Raw genomic sequence first — 18,543 nt, forward strand, 5'->3', positions numbered from 1 at the left:
TTTTTTTTATTCAAAAAGATGGGTTGAGTGATTATAATCTGTTTCTAATTATTTCAGGACAAATAAATTAACATGGCGTACATAACTCGTAAACAAATTAAAGGTGTCACCTATTATTATGCTGAAGAGAGTGAACGACTTGACGGAAAAACTCGAAGGAAATGGCAAAAATATTTAGGCCCTTTGCACAAAATAATGTCTGCATTGGACGGGCTTCCCTCAAAACCCCAATATGCAGAAATATTTGAACTTGGATCTCCAGCAGCATATTTGAAGATTGTCCAGGATTTCAAAATAATTCAAACCTTGGACAGCACCCTTCATAAACGCAGTCAGGGCTTGACAACTGGTTTTTATCTGGGGTTAGCCGCAATCAACAGAGGAATTGAATCTGTCAGTAAACGTTCCATGTGGAATTGGTATAAAAATACAATTTTGTTAAGAGCCTTTCCAGAAGTAGATCAAAAATCATTAAGTTCTCAGCGTTTTTGGGACAACATGTCAACCATCAATGAGTATAAGATCAAGCCAGCCTGGATGAATCTTATTAATTCAGTTCTGGAACATGAAAAAATTGATATATCCAAAGTTTCGTATGATGGTACTAATTTTTACTCTTTTATACACTTTTTCAATAGCCATTGTTCCTTAGCTCAAAGAGGGAAAAACAAGCAGGGTCGAGGAGATCTAAAACAAATTAATTATGCCTTGTTTTGTACTCGCCAAGACCATTTTCCGCTTTACTTTGATGTATACGAAGGAAACCGCCATGATTCCAAAGCATTTGAAAACGTAATTGATAATTTCTTTGAGGCTTTTCTAAGCAAGGTTCACAATGAAAAAGGGATGACAATTGTATTTGATAAAGGAAATAATTCGGACGCAAATTTTAAAAAATTCATAACAGATTCAGAATTTCATTTTGTCGGCTCAGTCAAACCGGATGATCATAAAGAACTGGCTATGATATCCAATAATGATGAGTCCCTGAAACCAGTATCCCATCCTCGTTTAGATCAGGTAAAAGCGTTTCGGACACAAAAAAATATATACGGTAAAAACCTTACCGTCATTGTTACTTTCAATAATACCCTATACACATCTCAGCTTCAATCAATTAATAATGAAATTAACAAATGCATTGGTAAATTAAGTCTGCTATCGTCTAAATTAGAAAATCGTATTGCCAAAATAATTACAAAAGGAAAAAAGCCGACAAAAGAGTCGATTCAAAGACAGGCCGCATCAATTCGTTCAGGCCAGCATATGAAAAAACTAATTTCTGTGAGGGTTACTGACTGCAATGGTATCCCAAGGCTCAATTATCATTTGAATAATACTGCTTTTGCCGAACTATGTGATACATATCTTGGAAAAAACATTATAATTACTGACAATGCTCATTGGACAACGGAAGAAATTATTGTATCATATCGTAGTCAATACATCATTGAAGATGTTTTTAAACAGATGAAAGATCGAAAAACAGGAAGCTGGTGGCCAATGTTTCACTGGACAGATCAGATGATAAGAGTTCATGCTTTGTATTGTTCAATAACCTTGCTGATTCGGGCTTTAATGATGAAAAAAATTCAAAAAGCCGGAATATCAATTTCTATTAACAGAGCTCAGGAAAAATTATCAAAGATTCGAGAAGTCTTAAATGTATTTCCTCCCAAAAGAAAAAAAAAGGTCTCTCAATCAACAATTTCGAAAATGGATGAAACTTAACAACGCTTATTTGAAATCTTTGAAATGGAGACTTTTTTATGAAGTTAGGGAGGACGCATACCATACAATTTTTTTTGTTAAATCAAATAGTTGATGGTCAACTTTCTGCTAACTCGTAAACTCGGGCTAAAACTCCGATATAAGGATTTTTAAATAAAAAGGTAGCTTTCAACGCCTACGTTACGAGGGGTTTTAAAGCGCGTACAGGCGCGTAATTGCATTTATCGAGTTTGATCTCGAAACAATGATGGAGGAGTTTTAAAGCGCGTACAGGCGCGTAATTGCATAAATAGAGGTGTTTGTATGACTGTGTGGCTATCAAGTTTACTTGATTAACCTATTGATATAATTAATATTTCATACTATTATCTTTGCTTAAATCCTTATATCGGAGTTTTAGTATGTAAATAACCTGGCTTTACATTCTTTAAAACCACCTGTCCAATATGGTTCCATTGAGGTAAAGGAAAATTACGGTAAGGACAAAGAGCTCAAAGCAATTACGGTGATGTACAAAGTCGCTGGTTATAATTCGGATGACGGGGACTGGTTTTGGGCCAAATACTCACCCGACGGTAAAGCAGATAAGTTTGGAAAACCCAAGGGTTCTGTCGGTTGTCATGGCACTCGGGCAGCTAATGACTTCATTCTTGTTCATGAATTCAAGTAGAAGAAGCAATGCCTATTCGATTACGGAACAAAACGCGCCTCTGTGCCGGTGATGCCTGGCCTTTGCTCCAAGATTTGCAATCTCGGCTTATTAAAACGTCTAAAATTCCTACATCCTGTGTAAAATTGTTTAAGAACCGGATAGGCATGTAAGAGACTACAATGTCGAAAGTCTGTTTGCCTTCGGTTTCGGTTTTTATATGGACAAAAATAAACGAAAGGCCCTCTCACTTATTCACGCGATATGCAATATAGTGATGTTGTTTCTTGCTTTATCACAGATTTATACCGGTATTGGCGTTTACCGGACATACGTACTGGGGCTTTAGTTCGCTGAAATAGAGTTTAACGGTACAACCTTAATACCATGTCTATTTACTTGAAAGGGTTGAGAATAAAATTTTTAGAAAAGGAGAAGCTACCATGTCAATAAAACAAATTTCATATGACGAAGCCAGGGAAGATATGAAGCCCGGAGATGTAATCGCCTTTGGAGGGAAAGGCCATTTTTCCGAAATAATTAAATTTGCCACTTTTTCTAATGTTTCCCATGTTGGAGTTATTATTAAAACAAAAATACCAGAAGATGATACCGGTAGGTTTTTTAATCAAATTATAGAGTCAACCTCATTAAACGGATTTAATGGCGTCAATATTTCCAGGTTCAGTGACAGGCTAAATACCTATGAAGGTGAACTTTGGTGGCTTCCACTAAAGGATGAGATCCGCGAAAAATTATTTGATCAGAAAAAATTTTTTAATTTTCTCTTCAATCAGGCAAAAGAGAGAAAGCCTTATGACATGCCGCAAGCCATCAAATCGGCAATTGATGTTCTGGATAACCTGCCATTCGGGATGCATGGTCCTGGCTATAATCGAGAAGATTTTAGTAAATTCTTCTGTTCAGAGCTTGTATCGGCAGGTTTAGAGGTTGCTGGTGCTGTTGGCAGTGTAAATACTGCTGAAGTAACACCTATAGACTTGTGTAGGTGGAATATTTATAAAAAGAACTATTACCAGTTAAAGGGTGATACTAACAAGAAAATTTCGCGCTTTAATACTGCTTCACCCGCAGATTGGAACGTGTAAATAAGTGGTGCCATTTCGGCAAGTCTGAGCAAACGAAAAAAAATATATTTTTATGTATTTTTTTGGAGGAGGGAGTATGCCATACGCATTCTGCGTATGGCATGCTAAGGGCTCGCGCAAAAATAACTTTACATTTTAAGCGTCGATACATCCTGCCTGGCTGCGTTACGAAAGCGTAGAAATATCTTGATATTCCTACGCTTTCGCGCCTTGCCAGCCAAGCGCCTCAACACTTAAAATTGCTAACTTATTTTTGTGCGAACCCTAAGTTCAAGATGTATTATTGCTTGGGAGAGGACGCCCCGGCTTCTGGTGTCAGATGCACTGACAGGTTGGCGTCTTAGAATGTAAAGGTAAGGTACTCCCCATTGTCAAGACAAAAAACAAGGTTTTTTAAGGTGCGCTTTTGAGCTATAAATAATCCTGAAAATTAAAAAAATAATAGTAAATAAAAAAAATATGTTTCTGTTTATCATAAAAATGTTCATAAACAACTTAACTAATTGATTTAATAAATAATAATACCATTCTAAAATGTTCATAACTTATTGATAAAATGTTTATAACTTTTTTGTATCTCATTAACATACTGTTAAAATTCAATATTAATATGTTTATAACTTATGCCGCACGTTGAATAGGGCATTCACCAAAATATATTATTTTTACAACCTCACATTGATCACCATTGCTGATAAATCTTGCCTGTTACTTCCTTTAATTTGTCCGATCTTAACTATCAATTTCGTAATCATCCGGCAAATTCAAAAAATCTTTTTTCGCCAATTGACTCTCAATTAAATAACCAATTTGACCATTCCTCTTGAGCTGTGAAATCATCCACTGTGGTAATCTAATTGTCACAAGCTCTCGTTTCAAATGGTCTGGTTTCTTTTTTCGACCAGCCCCTGCACGTTTTCCTCCTCTCATTTTTTTACCTCCAAAACATATAGCATGTTGAATTAAGTGTAACGCTATTCAAAAAATCATCCTAAAAATACGCTATATATTTGATTAGCGTTATGCAATATTCAAATAAACTCTACTACCAACTGATTATGTGTTGGATAGTACGCTTTTATCTTGTTTGCAGCAGGAAACATTTTTTATAATATCAATACGACTTAATGGTATTCTAATTAATTATACAAAGTGGTTCTGAAATTACCCTGGAAAAGTTTTAAAATATATCTCTGCCGGGGTCTGGTAATCCAAAGATTGATGGAGTCGTTCATTATTGTAAAAGCCAAAATATTCTCCAATGTTTTGAATAGCCTCCCTGACGGTCTCATAATTGTGAAGATAAACACGTTCATATTTCACGGTACGCCAAAGGCGCTCTACGAAAATGTTATCCAGAGCACGGCCCCGGCCGTCCATGCTGATCTTCACATCGGCTTTTTTTAAAACGCCGGTAAAGGCATCACTGGTAAACTGACTGCCTTGATCCGTGTTAAAAATCTTAGGTTTTGCAATTTTTAAGGCACCCTGTAAGGCTTTTATACAAAAATCCTTATCCAATGTGGTTGAAAATTCGTAGCTCAGGACATACCGACTAAACCAGTCTATCACTGCTACAAGATAGATAAAACCTGAATTCAAACGGATATAGGTAATATCCGTTTAATCCCGATGTCGGGATTAAACGAATTATTCCGATGATAAAGTTATTCCGATTCTTCACTGAAAAGCAGCATAAATCAACTGCTTCTGGTTATAAAAATCGGAATAACCATTGTCAACAGTTGAGTTTTTCCCTTATTCTTATTCTATAAATAATTTCAGAATAAGAAAGGGGGCAAACCAATGCAATCTAAAACAATAGCAGAAGGAATTACTGCAATCATTGAATACTGCCGTGGAATCAGAGCTAATGATACTATAAGGGGGTATGAAAAAGCATGTAATCTTATTCGAGCCTACTATGAGAAGTCTGGACAGACGTATTATAATGTAGGTATCAACAATGAAATTCGAGACCATTTTTGTGGTGAACTAAAAAGCAATGCAGCTATAGGGTATCAAAACTATCGTTATTTGTTCCGTACATTAGGTATGTTGGATGACTATTATGATGGTCATCCATTTCGTGACAAATATCCTTTTATAAGCAGATACAAACATCAGCTTCAACCGGTTTATCAGGAACTTGCAGAGGAATTTAAAGAAAACCTTACTGTAAGAAAGACTACTGTTCCGGTCATATATTCCATTGCAAGAGATTTCTTTTATTATGTTCAGCAGTTGGAACTCTCTGACATGAATAGCATTTGTAATGAAACGCTTTATGAGTTCATGATGCAGGAATATCAGGATCACAAAGGATGTATGAACAACGTCATATATGTCCTGCGATTGATATGTGTATTTCTTAAGGGAAAAGGATTCCAGAAGGTGCCAGAAGATTTATTGTCATTTTCACTTCCTACATCAAGAAAAAAGGTATATCCAGCTTTTAATACCGATGATATGGGAAATATACTTTCCCAACCAGACAAAAGTACTCCATCTGGTAAGCGGGATTATGCTGTGTTGATTCTTGCCTCCCTTACAGGGATGCGGGCTATTGATATAGCAAATCTAAAGCTTGCGGATTTACACTGGAAAGAAATAACAATTCATTTTATTCAACATAAAACTGGAAATGGCCTATCGCTTCCACTTGAATCTAAAGCTGCTCTCGCAGTATCTGATTACATATTAAACGGACGTCCAGAATCAGGCAGTCCATATGTTTTCCTGACAGAAGCGAAGTCTTTTCGCAAACTGAATGATAAGTCCAGCGTTGCAAACATTCTTAACAAGCATGCAAAGCGAGCTGGCATTGAGAAATCTCCACATGATGGGAAGTCTTTTCATACGTTCCGCAGGAACATGGGCATATGGTTACTTGAGACTTCATCCAATCCAGAGTTAATATCTCAAATACTTGGACATCAAAGCCAGGATGTCCTCAAACGGTATCTCCCTCTTTCGGTCTCCAAACTCAGTATGTGCGCACTGGATTTTGATGGCATTGAAGTGCAAACGAAGGTGTACCGATGAAATATCTGTTTAAAAGCCTGTTTGCACAAGACATATTGGCATATATCGACTTAAGGTGCTCACTCGGTAATAAAGAGGATACTTTTGGCCGAAGGCTTCATTCCTTTGATGAGTTTTGTATGGAGCATTATCCAGATACCTTGCTTCTCACACAGGAACTTGCTGAATCATGGTGCACCTTACGACCGGATGAAAAAGAAAACACTCTTAAGTTGCGAACTAACATTCTGCGGGGATTCGCAAAGTATCTTAACAGCATTGGAAAGTCTGCTTACATAATCCCGGAAGGCTTTGCCGGTAAAAGTGTTCCTTATATGCCGTATCTATATACAGCTACAGAACTGAAAAGTTTTTTCTATGGTGCAGATCATTTACCGCCGCACTCACTTTCACCATACAGGGAATATATTATTCCTGTATTATTTCGGACTCTGTATTGCTGTGGATTGCGTCCGCAGGAAGGGCGGCTGTTAAAACAGCAGGATGTCAATCTGGATATCGGAACATTTTACATTGTTGATTCCAAAAAAACAAAGACCGCATTGTGGCAATGTCCGAGGATTTACATAACTTATGTCGAAAATACGACATCATCATGCAAACAAAACAGCCGGGGCGTGAATTCTTTTTTCAAAATCCGAATGGTGGACCATTTATTGCTGCTTGGATTCAGAAACAATTTTTCAAATGCTGGAAAATTGCAAACATTACATTTACTTCAAATCATAAGCCGAGAGTTTACGACTGGCGCCATAACTTTTCGACAAAAGTAATAACGAAGTGGATGAATGAGGGAAAGGATGTATCCAAACTTCTTCCATATCTTAGTACATATATGAGTCACTCTTCTCTGGATTATACAGCATACTATATACATCTTGTTCCGGAATATCTTCATTCATCAGAACTGACAGACTGGAACTGCAGCCGGGAGGTGCCGGATTATGAAGATTAAGGATAAAAGGCTTTTTGAACTGTTGAAAGGGTATCTTACAGTATATCTGCCGCTTCAGCGTGTTGTAAGTCCCCATACGGTTAAATCATATAGAGAAACTTTAAATTTATACCTTGTTTCCCTTTGCATCCATAAACACCTGCATCTAAAGGATATCTCTTTTTCGGACATCACTGAGGAATCTATCAATGCTTTTCTCAAATGGCTGGAAATGAGCCGTAATTGTGGACTTGCTACGCAGAATCATCATCTTTCTGTCATACGGGCTTTCTTGAAGTATGCAGGTATGAAAGAACCAGTGTATAATGATTATTACCTTTCATCAGGTCAGGTGGCACGCCGCAAAGCAAAAAAAAAGCTGACTGTCAACCATTTCAGCGAGGAAGCCCTTAACGCCATGCTTTCTCAGCCCGATTCAAAGATTCGGAATGAGCACCGTGACCTGTTTTTCATGATTTTACTGTATGATACTGCTGCAAGAAATAGTGAAATCCTAAATCTTATGCCAGAAGATATTGTTACCGATACAAAATCACCATACATCATTATCCGTGGTAAGGGGAAGAAAATCCGTATAGTACCAATCATGAAGGAAACGGTGCAGCATTATAAAAGTTACATGAACCGTTTTCACAAAGAACCGGAAATTGATATTTCTCTGTTTTATACAGTGATTCATGCAGTGAAACAACATATGTCAGATGACAATGTCGCGCGTTTTATACACAAATATGCCACCATGGCCAAAAAGGAATGTGATGCTGTTCCTGACACTCGACTATCAAGTTTTTTTCAGTTGACTGAATTTATTGGATATTTTTAAACTGCGATTTTAACCCCCTATCAATAAATTCAACAAGTTACCTTTTGGAGGTGTAAAAACAAAATATTTGCATCAAGTTTTTAACTCTTTGAAAATATTGTATTTATAGAGTCAAGTTTTAAAAACTTGATAGTCGAGTGACAATGTAACACCGCACATGTTTCGCCATAGTAGAGCGCTTAGTCTTTATAGAAAAGGTGTGCCCTTGCCGCTCATTTCCGAATGGCTTGGTCATTCAAACCTTGAAACAACTTTGATTTATGCCTATGCGGACACCGAAATGAAAAGATTAGCAATTGAAAAAGCAACTTCTGCTTATCATCCTCTTCGTACTACTGAAGTATTTGATGGAGCAAAGCTTGATGATGATACGCTTAAGCGGCTTTATGGATTAATATAACGTCAAAAAAGTTATTCCGACTTTTTTGATGAAATGGATGTGTTTCTCCTGCTTTTCAGTGAAGAATCGGAATAACTTTATCATCGGAATAATCCGTTGACCATACCTGGTCAACTTGCTCAATGGAAACGCCTCGCAGCAAGTATGGATAAATTTTATGCTCTTTTGATGCTTTGCTCAAATTTGGTTTTGGATATATAGCTTCAAGTCCCATAAGCCGCATCAAACGTCTTATTCGTTTAGGATTAACAGTGTGCCCTTGTCGCTTTAATACGGCCGTCATTTTTTCAACACCGTAGAACGGATATCGGGTATATTCTTCGTCTATCAATCGCATGAGAGCCAGGTTATAGCTCTCATCTTTGCAGGATTGATAGTAATAGGTTGATCTGTTTATTCCCAAAAGATCACACTGGCGCATTACCGGTATCAAAGAATGATTCGGCTCAATGTATTGACGCTTTATATCAATTGAGAAGGTTAGATTTTTTTTTTAGCCAGTCCAATTCGACCTTTAATTGGCCGATTTGCTGGTAAAGCTCCGCCTGGAATTCTTCAGCGTCTTTTTCTTTTTTTTGACGCTTTTTTGAAAATATATCGGGCAATTCTTCTAATAGACGCTTTCGCCATTGATTTATTTGATTTGAATGAACTCCATATTCACTAGATAGTTGAGAAATCGTCTTTTCCTTTTTAACCGTTTCAAGCGCTACTTTAGCTTTGAATGATGCACTGTAATTTTTTCGAATTTTACCCATTGATGAGCCTCCTTTTTGTTGATCAGGATATACTCATTTTACACCTTAAACAACTGTCCAGTTTTTGGGGAGTATTATATGTTTATCTCAGGTTCGTTCGCTCTTCGCTATCCTCCCCTGATACCTTGTATCGCCCATCTTTTAATGTTTGTGTTTCTGCCAATGGCAGACTCGTTGCAAGGCGGGACATTCCTATGCAACGCCGGGATTTCGCTTGCGCTGGATTTCCTGTTACCGTTCTTTTTACCCAAGGAAACATCCGGGTCTCCCAAGTTCCCGAGCTACCCCTTTGAGTACATGCCCTGGTCTAAGACCCCGGTGGTGTCCTGAATACTTGCCTTAGCATATTCAGGACTGCTGCCTTCCGCTGTCTCCAAAGCGTCGGCTTTTTCCTGCAAGCAGGATTATCACAATGACCACAACCATACATTTTTCGGGGCTCAATACAGAGCCTGCAATCTTGCTCCGTCCAGCTCCAGACTCCCGTTACCGGGTTTACCTGTGGACTTCGCTACTGACCTGCTGGTTAGTCTTTAGTCAGGTGGGACTATCTTAACATCAATGCCAGAGCAAGCCCTGCAGAGATGAAGGAAACAAACCGTTTCCCGAGCACCCACTTGGTAACAATATCGAGTTTCAAAGACCTTGTGTCTTATCCCAACGATTCGGATTTATCTTGGCACGAGGAGCGTTTTGTTCTGTCATAAATAAATATTTACGATAAAGAGAGCTGTCAATAAATAATTTCAATATAGAGGCAACTCATATTTTTCTAAAAAATTAAACAAAGCAAATTATCCAAAATGAGAAGATTTTCATTTGGGATAAATCGGTTAAAACTGCAAATCATTCTAAAAAATAATTCCATTCTTTTAAACTGAAATTGCCAAAAAACGAAAAGACAGCTTCAGTTTTTAAAAAAAGACAGAAATTCAAGTCAAATAAAAATTCCGATAGATTTAACGGAACAAGCCTTTGCCTACATAAAAGACAGAACGCTATTAATCAGTGGGTGCTACTTTTTGTATTCGCTGAATTTGCAATGTTAGGCAGCTTTTTCCTTCAATTTCGGCTTGCGTGCTGAAAATGCTACCCGCTTTTGCTTTGAGACTTCTTGACGTTTCAGAATATCTTCAAAAATTGCATCTGCGTCATGTTTGAACTTGGATGCGTATAATGCTCTTAATTCTCGCGTTTTTTTAACTATTGGATCTTGCCACATAGTATTAATACTCCATTAGTTCTATCGGTGTGCATATTATTGGTGGTTTAAAACCAAGATCGCGGCAAACAGCCTCAACATGTGGACGCATTATCGCATTAGCAATGTGCTTACAATTCCATGTGAGAAGATAATCCATTCCATTTACTGCTGCAACAGATATATGGTACGCATCAATCTCAGCACCTTTTGGAATAGGGCCGTCAGCAACTAATGCCCTGCCCAATTGTCGTACTTTTTCCGTAACATCCAATTCTGGAATTTTTTCAATTGCTGTCAATCGACGTGTTGCCGCTTCTGGATGACCTTGTGATGCTTCGGCAACAACGAATTCAGAAATGTAAATTTCAAATTTTGGCCTACAACTTTCCTACCACTCAATTATTGTATTTTGGTTGGCCATAGCACGAAGATCGTTGCTCGGTCTCGCAGTCAAATAACTTGGAATTGAAGTTTCAATATAAACTTTTGGCCTCATGTCATTATTTCCACATCTCTTCTTATACTTATATCTAACGTCGCCCCAAAGTTAAAGCAAAATTTCGATAGATTTATCGAACAAGCCTTTGCCCACATAAAAAAACAGAACATAGATTAGACGGACAAATAGACGTATAGTTAATTACGGCTATTCCCGCTACAAAGTTAAAAAATATAAACAATACAACGTATTAACATTCAGCTTTGTTTCATATTGAAATGTGAAATACGTCAAAACAGCCGCCTATTTCTGATACGCGGCTATTTTGACGTATAGTACTTTTTTTGTAAATTATCCAACATAATGATATTACATTAAATACAATACGACCAAGGTGTATATTGAGATTGGAAATGCGTATAAAAGCATAAAAAAGTGTCGTTTTACAATTACTGTAACTTTAGCGTGTTGGCTGATAAAAAGATTTAAACCGACCGCTTATATTTTTCAAGTTTCGTGAATATTTTCTTCCAGCAAACTGCCTATCTGTGATAATTCCAAAGGAGTATATTTTCCAAGCCCCGGCGGCAGGGAAACTCCCTGTACCGTAAGCCAGTTTATACGTGTTAAAATAGCTGCCCCCAATAAAAGATTCATTGCAACAGTAACAGTCTTTCTGTTTTCAGGCTTTTCAAGAAACGACCCTTTAGCCCATTCATTAAAAGCTCCTATGGCCGGGCCGCACCATATCTGAAAATCTATTTTACGCGATTGATCACCCCGTATCGACCAGGCCGAACTCCGGCCCAGGTAAGAACGAAAAACAAGGGCCATTTTATGTTTAGGATCGTTTTCCGCCCGGGCAATCTGTTTTGGGTCATAATTAGCAAAAAAACCTTTTGTCTGCTCCCATTCCTCATCAAGACTACATCTGAAAAAATCTCTTTCCAGGATCTTTTGCTGCATTTCAGGCAGATCGTCCAGTCCGCCATACCTGTTATACAGATTGTATAGTTTAGCGCTCTTTAAAGGAAACATGGTGCCCCGTTTCAGCACCTGAACCTTGACGCCCAGTTCAAACATGTCCGCTGCCGGAGACATGGTTACGTCAGCCTGCCTGGCATCTGCCAGCATTGCCTTCACAGCATCAGATGTGCCTGCTTCAATGCAGGCCTGGTTAATCGAGCCGGTCAACACATAAGCGGCTCCCATGGCAAAGGCGGCGGCGGTCGACTCCGGGGTGGCTATACCGCCGCCCAGGCCGACGAAAACCGGTCTGGCTAATTTATACTTTGCGGCAACCCTGTCCCTGAGAGAAAGCATGGTAGGCAGCGTTGTAAAAGCAGGCCTGTTATCGGTATGCCCTCCGGAATCGGCTTCCGCTGTAAGAGCGTCCGCCATAGACACGGCACTTGACAGCTCAGCCTCTTCAGCCGTTATCATTCCCTTGTCAAGGAGTTGTTTAATGAATTTATCGGGCGGTGGAGAGAAAAATTTCTCCGCGACCTCAACCCTGGAAACCTTGGCGACAATTCTGTTAGGGCATACTATCTCACCCATTGAGTCACGATGGATACCCTTTACCCTGAAATAAACAAGGGGCAAAGACAAATCCATAAATGCCGAAGCGCTTATGAGGTTTATACCTCTTTTTAAATAGAGTTTTATAGTAGCATCTTCAAGCTCGAAATTATTGGGGCTGTGTATTAAATTAAAACCAAAAGTAAAATCATTTAATCTGTTTTTAAGTCTGAATATGGCCTCATCAATCTTATCCAGCCCCAGCCCGGCAGCGCCGTAAAAACCCATCATACCTGAACGGCCGGCTTTTTCAACCATTTCAACGGATGTAATTCCATTGGCCATGGCCCCGGCGACATAAGCGTAACGTAAATTGAATATTTTTTTAAAATAAGGATCGCCCAAAGCGTCAGGATGCAATGGAGGGACATAAGCCGCCAGGGGATATGTTCCGGGATTGTCGGATTTTTCACCCGGGCATACGCCCTGACTATTTTGCAAAGTGATTGTGCCTCCGCGCCCCAATAGAAGGCGTCCTTTTTTTCTGATAAGCACAACAGGCCGGATAACATCGAAAATCGCCTTACGCAGGGCACTCTCCTCAAACAGGGGTTCCTCCTCACCCTGACTCCACCATCCTGCAAAAGTTCTGTTTTCAAATCTATTCATACTTCACTTTATCACTGTAAAATTTCAATATACGCGGCTTTTTATAAGAGAAGAGACTATGTGTCAAGACAAGCAAATCGGGCAGCTCAGCCTCTGGGGTGATACTTTTTATGCATTTTTACCAGATGCTCCCGGGCAACATGGGTATATATCTGTGTGGTTGAAATATCAACATGCCCAAGCATAACCTGGACGGTCCGAAGATCAGCGCCGCCTTCCAGCAGATGGCTTGCAAAAGAATGTCTTACGCTATGAGGTGTCACTTTTTTCACAATTCCCGCTTCAAGGGCATACTTTCGCAACAGCTTCCAGAAGCCCTGCCTTGTCATGGGGTTACCGGCCCTTGCAACGAAAAGATATCTGCTTAGATTTGTTTTTAAAAGTTTGGTACGCGCAGTCTTGATATAAAACTCTATCTTATCTCTTGCATATTGCCCGATGGGGACAACCCTCTCTTTCGATCCCTTCCCTAAAACCCTCACAAAACATGCTTCCGTATTAATATCAACAGACCTAATATTAACAAGCTCCGAGACCCTGAGACCGGCCGCATAAAGGAGCTCCAGCATGGCCGCATTCCTGGCACCTGTCGCCCTGCTTGTATCCGGCATCTCCAGGATACGTTGAATATCTTCCACAGACAGAACATCAGGAAGCTTGAATCCTGTTTTGGGCAGATCTATTATCTTTGTAGGATTAGCACTGATAAGCTTTTCCTGAGATAGAAACCTGTAAAATCCCCTTAAGGTAACAAGATGTCTGGCACGGGACCTTGCCCCTAATTTTTCCTTTCGTAAATCAATCAGATATTTTAATATAACTGTAGTATCAGCTTCAGCAATATTTTCAATCAAGTTGTCCTGTAAAAAAACTGAATATCTGGCCAGATCCGACCCATAAGATTCGATCGTTCTGTCGGACAGGCCTTTCTCTATCATCAGATAATTCAAATATTGGTCAACAAAAACATCAGAATCTTTCACATCACTGTCCTATATAAAAACCACAGGTTCATGCATATTCAACACTTCAGCGCCATCCTCCCGCACCACCACCATATTCTCAATCCTTACACCGCCCCAGCCGGGTATATATATTCCTGGCTCAACCGTAAAGACCATCTGCGGTTCAAGTATGTTATTGGAAAGCGAACTTACCCTTGGAGGTTCATGCACGGCAAGTCCGACACCATGCCCTATGCCGTGACCAAACCGTCCCTTAAAACCCATATCCTCAATATGCCCGCGCGCCACTGCATCCACATCTTTAGCATTCATCCCGGGTTTTATGGATGCAATCGCTTTCTGCTGTGCTTCCAAAACGGTGCTGTATACTTTTATAAATGTTTCATCAGGTTTTCCGATCAGAATCGTCCTGGAAATATCCGAGCAATAGCCATCCAGCTTTGCACCCCAGTCGAACAGAATCGGTTCCCCTTCAGAACATCTCCTGTTTCCGGGTATGGCATGGGGCATGGCGCTGTTGGTACCGGACGCACAAATAACGGGGAAAGCCAAAGCATCGGCGCCATTTTCACGCAATCCTTTTTCAATTAACCAGGCAGCCTCATTTTCCGTAATACCCGGCATTATCATTTCGGAAACCTTGATAAAAACCGCCTCTGAAATCGAAAGCGCTTTTTTCATTGCCCTGATTTCATCTTCATCTTTAATCAGGCGAAGGTTTTCAACCAAATTTTCAACAGCAACCAGCTCCACCCTCAGATTATCCTTATTCAGAGCATCCGAAATTCTGATGTGCTGCATACAGGACAAACGGATACTTTCAAATCCGAGTCTCTTAATATTAAGCCTGCGCAAAATAGAAGGAAGCTCATTTGCAAAATCTTTTTTATAACATACGATTTCAAAAAGAGCGGCTTCTTCAGCAGCCTGAATTTCAAAGCGTGAATCGGTGACAAGTAGAAGGTCTTTTTCAGTAATTAAAAGTGCGCCGGCTGATTCATCAAACTGGGTGTCCTCTCCGGTATAACCGCTGAGATAACGTCTGTTTTCCTCCACGAGAACAAGCAGGCCGTCAATTCCCTTTTGAAAAATTGCTTTTCTAAGCTCGTTAATTCTGTTTTCGATTTTTTCTTTCAAGATACTCCTCACTGGATAAAAATTTTAATTCAGAAGCTGGTTATCCTGATAAATTCATCCTCCATCCGACTCCTGCCGGTTTTTATTGCCTGCACAGCCTGACTAAATTTTTCCTGAACACCGGAAGAGCTCCTGCGTAAGATTCTATTTTGGGGTGGACAAAGATAGAGTGTGCAAATCCAGGGCCGCTTTATTCGGGGGAGCGTACATCCCCTTTTACCCAGGTAACGGCAAGAATCTGCAGGTTGCTGAATAAGCTGGGCCGGGGGAATTTTTTCACCTGCAAGGCAAAAAAAAAGGAGATCCTTAAAATCAGCCCAAACCGTAGCCCTTGAACAGCATGGCTCGGGGCACCAGAGGCATGTCATAAAACATAATTCATCAAGAAGATGAAACAAAGATTTTAAATGGCCTTTAACCTGTTCCGCCTGATTAAAGGCCATTGTCAAACGGTCTTTGTAAATATTTACCAGGTAATTAATTGAATCGCCGGCTTCCTCCCATAAAGCTATAGACCCCCAAGGCGGCAGCAAGGTGTGACTATTGACGGTCATGCATTATTCCTGATTTCCCTTTTTCCCCAACCTGGGGAAACTTATCATATGGATCATCCTCCACCCTGTGGCGCGCAGGCAGGCGCTTTAAAACCGCCTGAACCTGACGGAATACCGCACGGCCTGAAATTCCCGGCTGAAATCAGTTTGGTCACATCCTGATTCTTACATGCAGGACATACCGGCGCAGGATCATTTTCAGATAAAACCAACTCCTCAAATTCCCTGTTGCACTTATTACACATAAACTCATAAATAGGCATAATACCCTCCATTCTATACAAGTTTTGACAAATTGTCTGCTACTTGTTCAAATGCTTTGGTTACTTCCGAATCTTTAAATTGGTCTTGAAAAGAGCTGCCCGAGTCACCGCACAGCACTACATTCCGGTCAAAAGGAATCTTTCCAAGAAACCTGACACCAGCCTCAGCCGCTGTCTTCTCACCGCCCCCTGATCCGAATAAGTCCATCTTTTCCCCGCAGTGGGGACATGTAAAACCGCTCATGTTTTCTATGAGCCCAAAAACCTCCATCTTCAATGTTTTACAGAAATTTAGCGATTTTCGCACATCTGCCAGTGAGACCTCCTGGGGGGTAGTTACAATGAGCGCCTTTGCATCAGAAATTACCTGCGCCACAGTTAAAGGCTCATCACCGGTTCCCGGAGGAGCATCTATAATTAAAAAATCAAGCTCGCCCCACTCAACGTCGCCGATAAACTGATTTATAGCAGAATGCTTTATGGGACCTCTCCATATTATTGCATCATCCTTGTTAGGAATAAGCGATTCCACTGAAATAGCTCTAAGATTATCAGAATATCTCAAAGGGTTCAGTTTTTGATTTTTGCTCAAATCCGGTGTACCCTTTAATGCAAGCATCCTGGGAACATCAGGACCGTGAAGATCCACATCCATAAGGCCAACTTTATAACCCTTTTTTGAAAGAGCTATAGCAGTATTGACGGATACGCTGGTTTTACCGACACCACCTTTGCCGCTCATTACGATCAGCTTATTCTTTATTTTTGCCAGTGAACTCTTTACAGCAGCATCAGGATCCGGTTTTTGTTGTGGTTTGTTCGGCATAGAGCCTATATTAACATTCTTTGATTCCATAACATCTGCCTCCAAATTTATATTTAACAGTTTGATTATTTAAAAAGCCTTGATAGTTTTCCTTATATCATATATCTTTTGAAATTAATTTCAAGGTCATAAATAATAACAGCTGGAGCTCACTGGTGATAAGAGATCAAAGGTATGACTGTTTGAAATTTTTAGTGAGCCCAAAGGAATAAGTGATGGTATTATGGAAAAACTGAATGCTCAATGCGCCAAATGCCCCTATCCTGTCCAGGATCGACTTTGCAGAACAAAAGACGGGAAATCGCCCCCTTTTTGCCCGACCAAAAATAAAAGCGATCTTATTGAAAAATGTCTTGCGGAATATCAAAAACCGGATGTTCTCGAATTCGCAAAGCAGTCATCCATCCAGGAGGGCGAAGGCTATGGTCAAAAAGAACTTGGGTATGCTCATGTAAAACCTATCACCCCCCGTATTCTTGAAGTGATTCAATTTGCCCGCAGGATGAATTATACCCGGCTGGGATTGGTGTTCTGTGTGGCTCTTAGGAAGGAAGCCAAGATTGTTGAAAAACTTTTTTCATCCAAAGGGTTTGATATGGTTTCGGTTATCTGCAAAGTGGGGCAGGTGCCAAAAGAATTAATCGGGATCAAGGATGAAGAAAAAATAGCCATAGGATCATTCGAAACTATGTGTAATCCGATTTTGCAGGCCCTGCTTTTAAACAGCGAAAAAACAGAGTTTAACGTTCTGCTTGGTCTGTGTGTGGGGCATGATTCTCTTTTTTTCAAATATGCTGAGGCACCATGTACCGTGCTGGCGGTCAAAGATCGGGTCCTTTGCCATAACCCCCTGGGCGCGATATATAATATTGATAGTTATTACAGATATCTGAAACAACCTGATTAATATGAGGAATAATCGGAAGACCCTGCTTGAATATAAGGATTTATCAGCCGGACAAGAGGCTATTTTTCTCGTTTGTCGATCTCAGGCTCACCTACGGTATTCAAAACATTTCATATTTCACAACCCTTCCGTCCAGACCGGCGTTGTGTAATGGTTTTTTCCAGGCGGACTTAAGGCCGATTTTCTTTATCATGTCCCGGTTTCCAAAAAAGAGATAAACATGGGATCCCTTACATCGCTTCTTTAAAAAATCACCCAAATTTTTATAAAAAACTTCTAACCCCGTATCCTCTTTCAGGCGAATCCCATATGGCGGATTACAAACGATCAGACTGTTTTCAATGCCTGATAGCTCATGCATATTTTTTTTCAATATGCTTATCCCGCCACCATCAGGGAGACAACGGCAATTGGCAGTGGCTGCTTTTACTGCAAGGCCAGCCTTATCACTGTCTGTGATCAAACCTTTCGGCAGGCACCGTATTTTTTCATCAGATTGTGCCTTAATTTTTCGGTGCTCTCCCGCTACTACATTGATTATAAACCGAGCATGTTTAATGTTTTAATTGAAAGTTAACATAGCTTTTT

At 39.9% G+C, this 18,543-nt stretch carries 20 protein-coding genes and 2 pseudogenes; 9 read left to right on the plus strand and 13 right to left on the minus strand.

From position 1 onward, the window contains the following. Positions 1–72 precede the first annotated feature (72 nt). The 3 genes from BuS5_RS10810 (at position 73) to BuS5_RS10815 (ending at position 3,489) form a co-directional block, all read left to right on the plus strand. Positions 73–1,731 (plus strand): IS1634 family transposase, encoded by a 1,659-nt coding sequence (locus tag BuS5_RS10810; protein ID WP_027355038.1) that lies wholly within the window; start codon positions 73–75, stop codon positions 1,729–1,731. 454 nt (positions 1,732–2,185) lie between these two features. Further along, positions 2,186–2,401, plus strand: coding sequence for a cytochrome P460 family protein (locus tag BuS5_RS20470; RefSeq protein ID WP_369707433.1), 216 nt, complete (start codon positions 2,186–2,188; stop codon positions 2,399–2,401). Between the two features lie 422 nt (positions 2,402–2,823). Beyond that, positions 2,824–3,489 (plus strand): hypothetical protein, encoded by a 666-nt coding sequence (locus tag BuS5_RS10815; RefSeq protein WP_027355039.1) that lies wholly within the window; start codon positions 2,824–2,826, stop codon positions 3,487–3,489. Between the two features lie 732 nt (positions 3,490–4,221). On the opposite strand, the gene BuS5_RS10820 is transcribed toward BuS5_RS10815, so the two are convergent. Further along, entirely contained in the window at positions 4,222–4,419 is a 198-nt protein-coding gene (locus tag BuS5_RS10820; protein ID WP_274427654.1) for a hypothetical protein, read from the minus strand. Positions 4,420–4,653: 234 nt separating this feature from the next. Next, positions 4,654–5,109, minus strand: a pseudogene (locus BuS5_RS10825) (IS3 family transposase); the annotation flags it as partial. 186 nt (positions 5,110–5,295) lie between these two features. Between BuS5_RS10825 and BuS5_RS10830 the strand changes: the two are divergent. The 5 genes and pseudogenes from BuS5_RS10830 to BuS5_RS10850 all read left to right on the plus strand — a co-directional run. Next, positions 5,296–6,534, plus strand: coding sequence for a tyrosine-type recombinase/integrase (locus tag BuS5_RS10830; RefSeq protein WP_051375207.1), 1,239 nt, complete (start codon positions 5,296–5,298; stop codon positions 6,532–6,534). Continuing rightward, entirely contained in the window at positions 6,531–7,307 is a 777-nt protein-coding gene (locus tag BuS5_RS10835) for a hypothetical protein (protein ID WP_027355063.1), read from the plus strand. The genes BuS5_RS10830 and BuS5_RS10835 overlap by 4 nt, the downstream gene beginning before the upstream one ends. Positions 7,308–7,318: 11 nt before the next feature. Continuing rightward, positions 7,319–7,489: a hypothetical protein gene (locus BuS5_RS10840; RefSeq protein ID WP_198012340.1), complete on the plus strand. Its 171-nt coding sequence runs from the start codon at positions 7,319–7,321 to the stop codon at positions 7,487–7,489. Next, positions 7,479–8,312: a tyrosine-type recombinase/integrase gene (locus BuS5_RS10845; protein WP_027355062.1), complete on the plus strand. Its 834-nt coding sequence runs from the start codon at positions 7,479–7,481 to the stop codon at positions 8,310–8,312. Before BuS5_RS10840 ends, BuS5_RS10845 begins: the two co-directional genes overlap by 11 nt. A gap of 151 nt (positions 8,313–8,463) precedes the next feature. Then, positions 8,464–8,712 (plus strand): annotated as a pseudogene (locus BuS5_RS10850) (tyrosine-type recombinase/integrase); the annotation flags it as partial. Between the two features lie 55 nt (positions 8,713–8,767). Here the strand turns inward: BuS5_RS10850 and BuS5_RS10855 are convergent. From BuS5_RS10855 to BuS5_RS10900, 10 genes are all read right to left on the minus strand, one after another. After that, positions 8,768–9,133, minus strand: a complete 366-nt coding sequence (locus BuS5_RS10855; protein WP_274427655.1) for an IS3 family transposase — start codon at positions 9,131–9,133, stop codon at positions 8,768–8,770. 46 nt (positions 9,134–9,179) lie between these two features. Further along, complete coding sequence (locus BuS5_RS10860; RefSeq protein WP_027354416.1) at positions 9,180–9,470, minus strand: IS3 family transposase; 291 nt, start codon at positions 9,468–9,470, stop codon at positions 9,180–9,182. Positions 9,471–10,515: 1,045 nt separating this feature from the next. After that, positions 10,516–10,692 carry a hypothetical protein gene (locus tag BuS5_RS10865; protein WP_198012313.1) on the minus strand — a complete coding sequence of 59 codons (177 nt, stop codon included), beginning with the start codon at positions 10,690–10,692 and terminating at the stop codon, positions 10,516–10,518. A 4-nt stretch (positions 10,693–10,696) separates the two neighbouring features. After that, the gene (locus tag BuS5_RS10870) at positions 10,697–10,972 is read right to left on the minus strand and encodes a hypothetical protein (RefSeq protein ID WP_274427656.1); all 276 of its coding nucleotides are present in this window, start codon (positions 10,970–10,972) and stop codon (positions 10,697–10,699) included. 648 nt (positions 10,973–11,620) lie between these two features. Further along, complete coding sequence (locus BuS5_RS10875; protein WP_035266295.1) at positions 11,621–13,303, minus strand: PfaD family polyunsaturated fatty acid/polyketide biosynthesis protein; 1,683 nt, start codon at positions 13,301–13,303, stop codon at positions 11,621–11,623. Between the two features lie 86 nt (positions 13,304–13,389). After that, positions 13,390–14,286 carry a site-specific tyrosine recombinase XerD gene (gene xerD / locus BuS5_RS10880; protein ID WP_027354821.1) on the minus strand — a complete coding sequence of 299 codons (897 nt, stop codon included), beginning with the start codon at positions 14,284–14,286 and terminating at the stop codon, positions 13,390–13,392. 9 nt (positions 14,287–14,295) lie between these two features. Further along, positions 14,296–15,405 carry a M24 family metallopeptidase gene (locus BuS5_RS10885; protein ID WP_198012314.1) on the minus strand — a complete coding sequence of 370 codons (1,110 nt, stop codon included), beginning with the start codon at positions 15,403–15,405 and terminating at the stop codon, positions 14,296–14,298. A gap of 29 nt (positions 15,406–15,434) precedes the next feature. Beyond that, positions 15,435–15,959, minus strand: coding sequence for a hypothetical protein (locus BuS5_RS10890; RefSeq protein ID WP_027354823.1), 525 nt, complete (start codon positions 15,957–15,959; stop codon positions 15,435–15,437). Between the two features lie 53 nt (positions 15,960–16,012). Continuing rightward, entirely contained in the window at positions 16,013–16,222 is a 210-nt protein-coding gene (locus tag BuS5_RS10895; RefSeq protein ID WP_027354824.1) for an FmdB family zinc ribbon protein, read from the minus strand. Positions 16,223–16,235: 13 nt separating this feature from the next. Next, positions 16,236–17,078 carry an Mrp/NBP35 family ATP-binding protein gene (locus BuS5_RS10900; RefSeq protein ID WP_035266298.1) on the minus strand — a complete coding sequence of 281 codons (843 nt, stop codon included), beginning with the start codon at positions 17,076–17,078 and terminating at the stop codon, positions 16,236–16,238. A gap of 193 nt (positions 17,079–17,271) precedes the next feature. On the opposite strand from BuS5_RS10900, the gene BuS5_RS10905 reads away from it, so the two are divergent. Beyond that, positions 17,272–17,955 carry a DUF1847 domain-containing protein gene (locus BuS5_RS10905; protein ID WP_027354826.1) on the plus strand — a complete coding sequence of 228 codons (684 nt, stop codon included), beginning with the start codon at positions 17,272–17,274 and terminating at the stop codon, positions 17,953–17,955. 100 nt (positions 17,956–18,055) lie between these two features. Here BuS5_RS10905 and BuS5_RS10910 read toward each other — a convergent pair whose 3' ends face one another. Continuing rightward, on the minus strand, positions 18,056–18,514 hold the full coding sequence (locus BuS5_RS10910; RefSeq protein WP_084446242.1) for a hypothetical protein: 459 nt from the start codon (positions 18,512–18,514) through the stop codon (positions 18,056–18,058). Between the last annotated feature and the right edge of the window lie 29 nt (positions 18,515–18,543).

The sequence above is a fragment of the Desulfosarcina sp. BuS5 genome (assembly GCF_028752835.1).
In the GTDB taxonomy this organism is placed as follows: domain Bacteria; phylum Desulfobacterota; class Desulfobacteria; order Desulfobacterales; family BuS5; genus BuS5.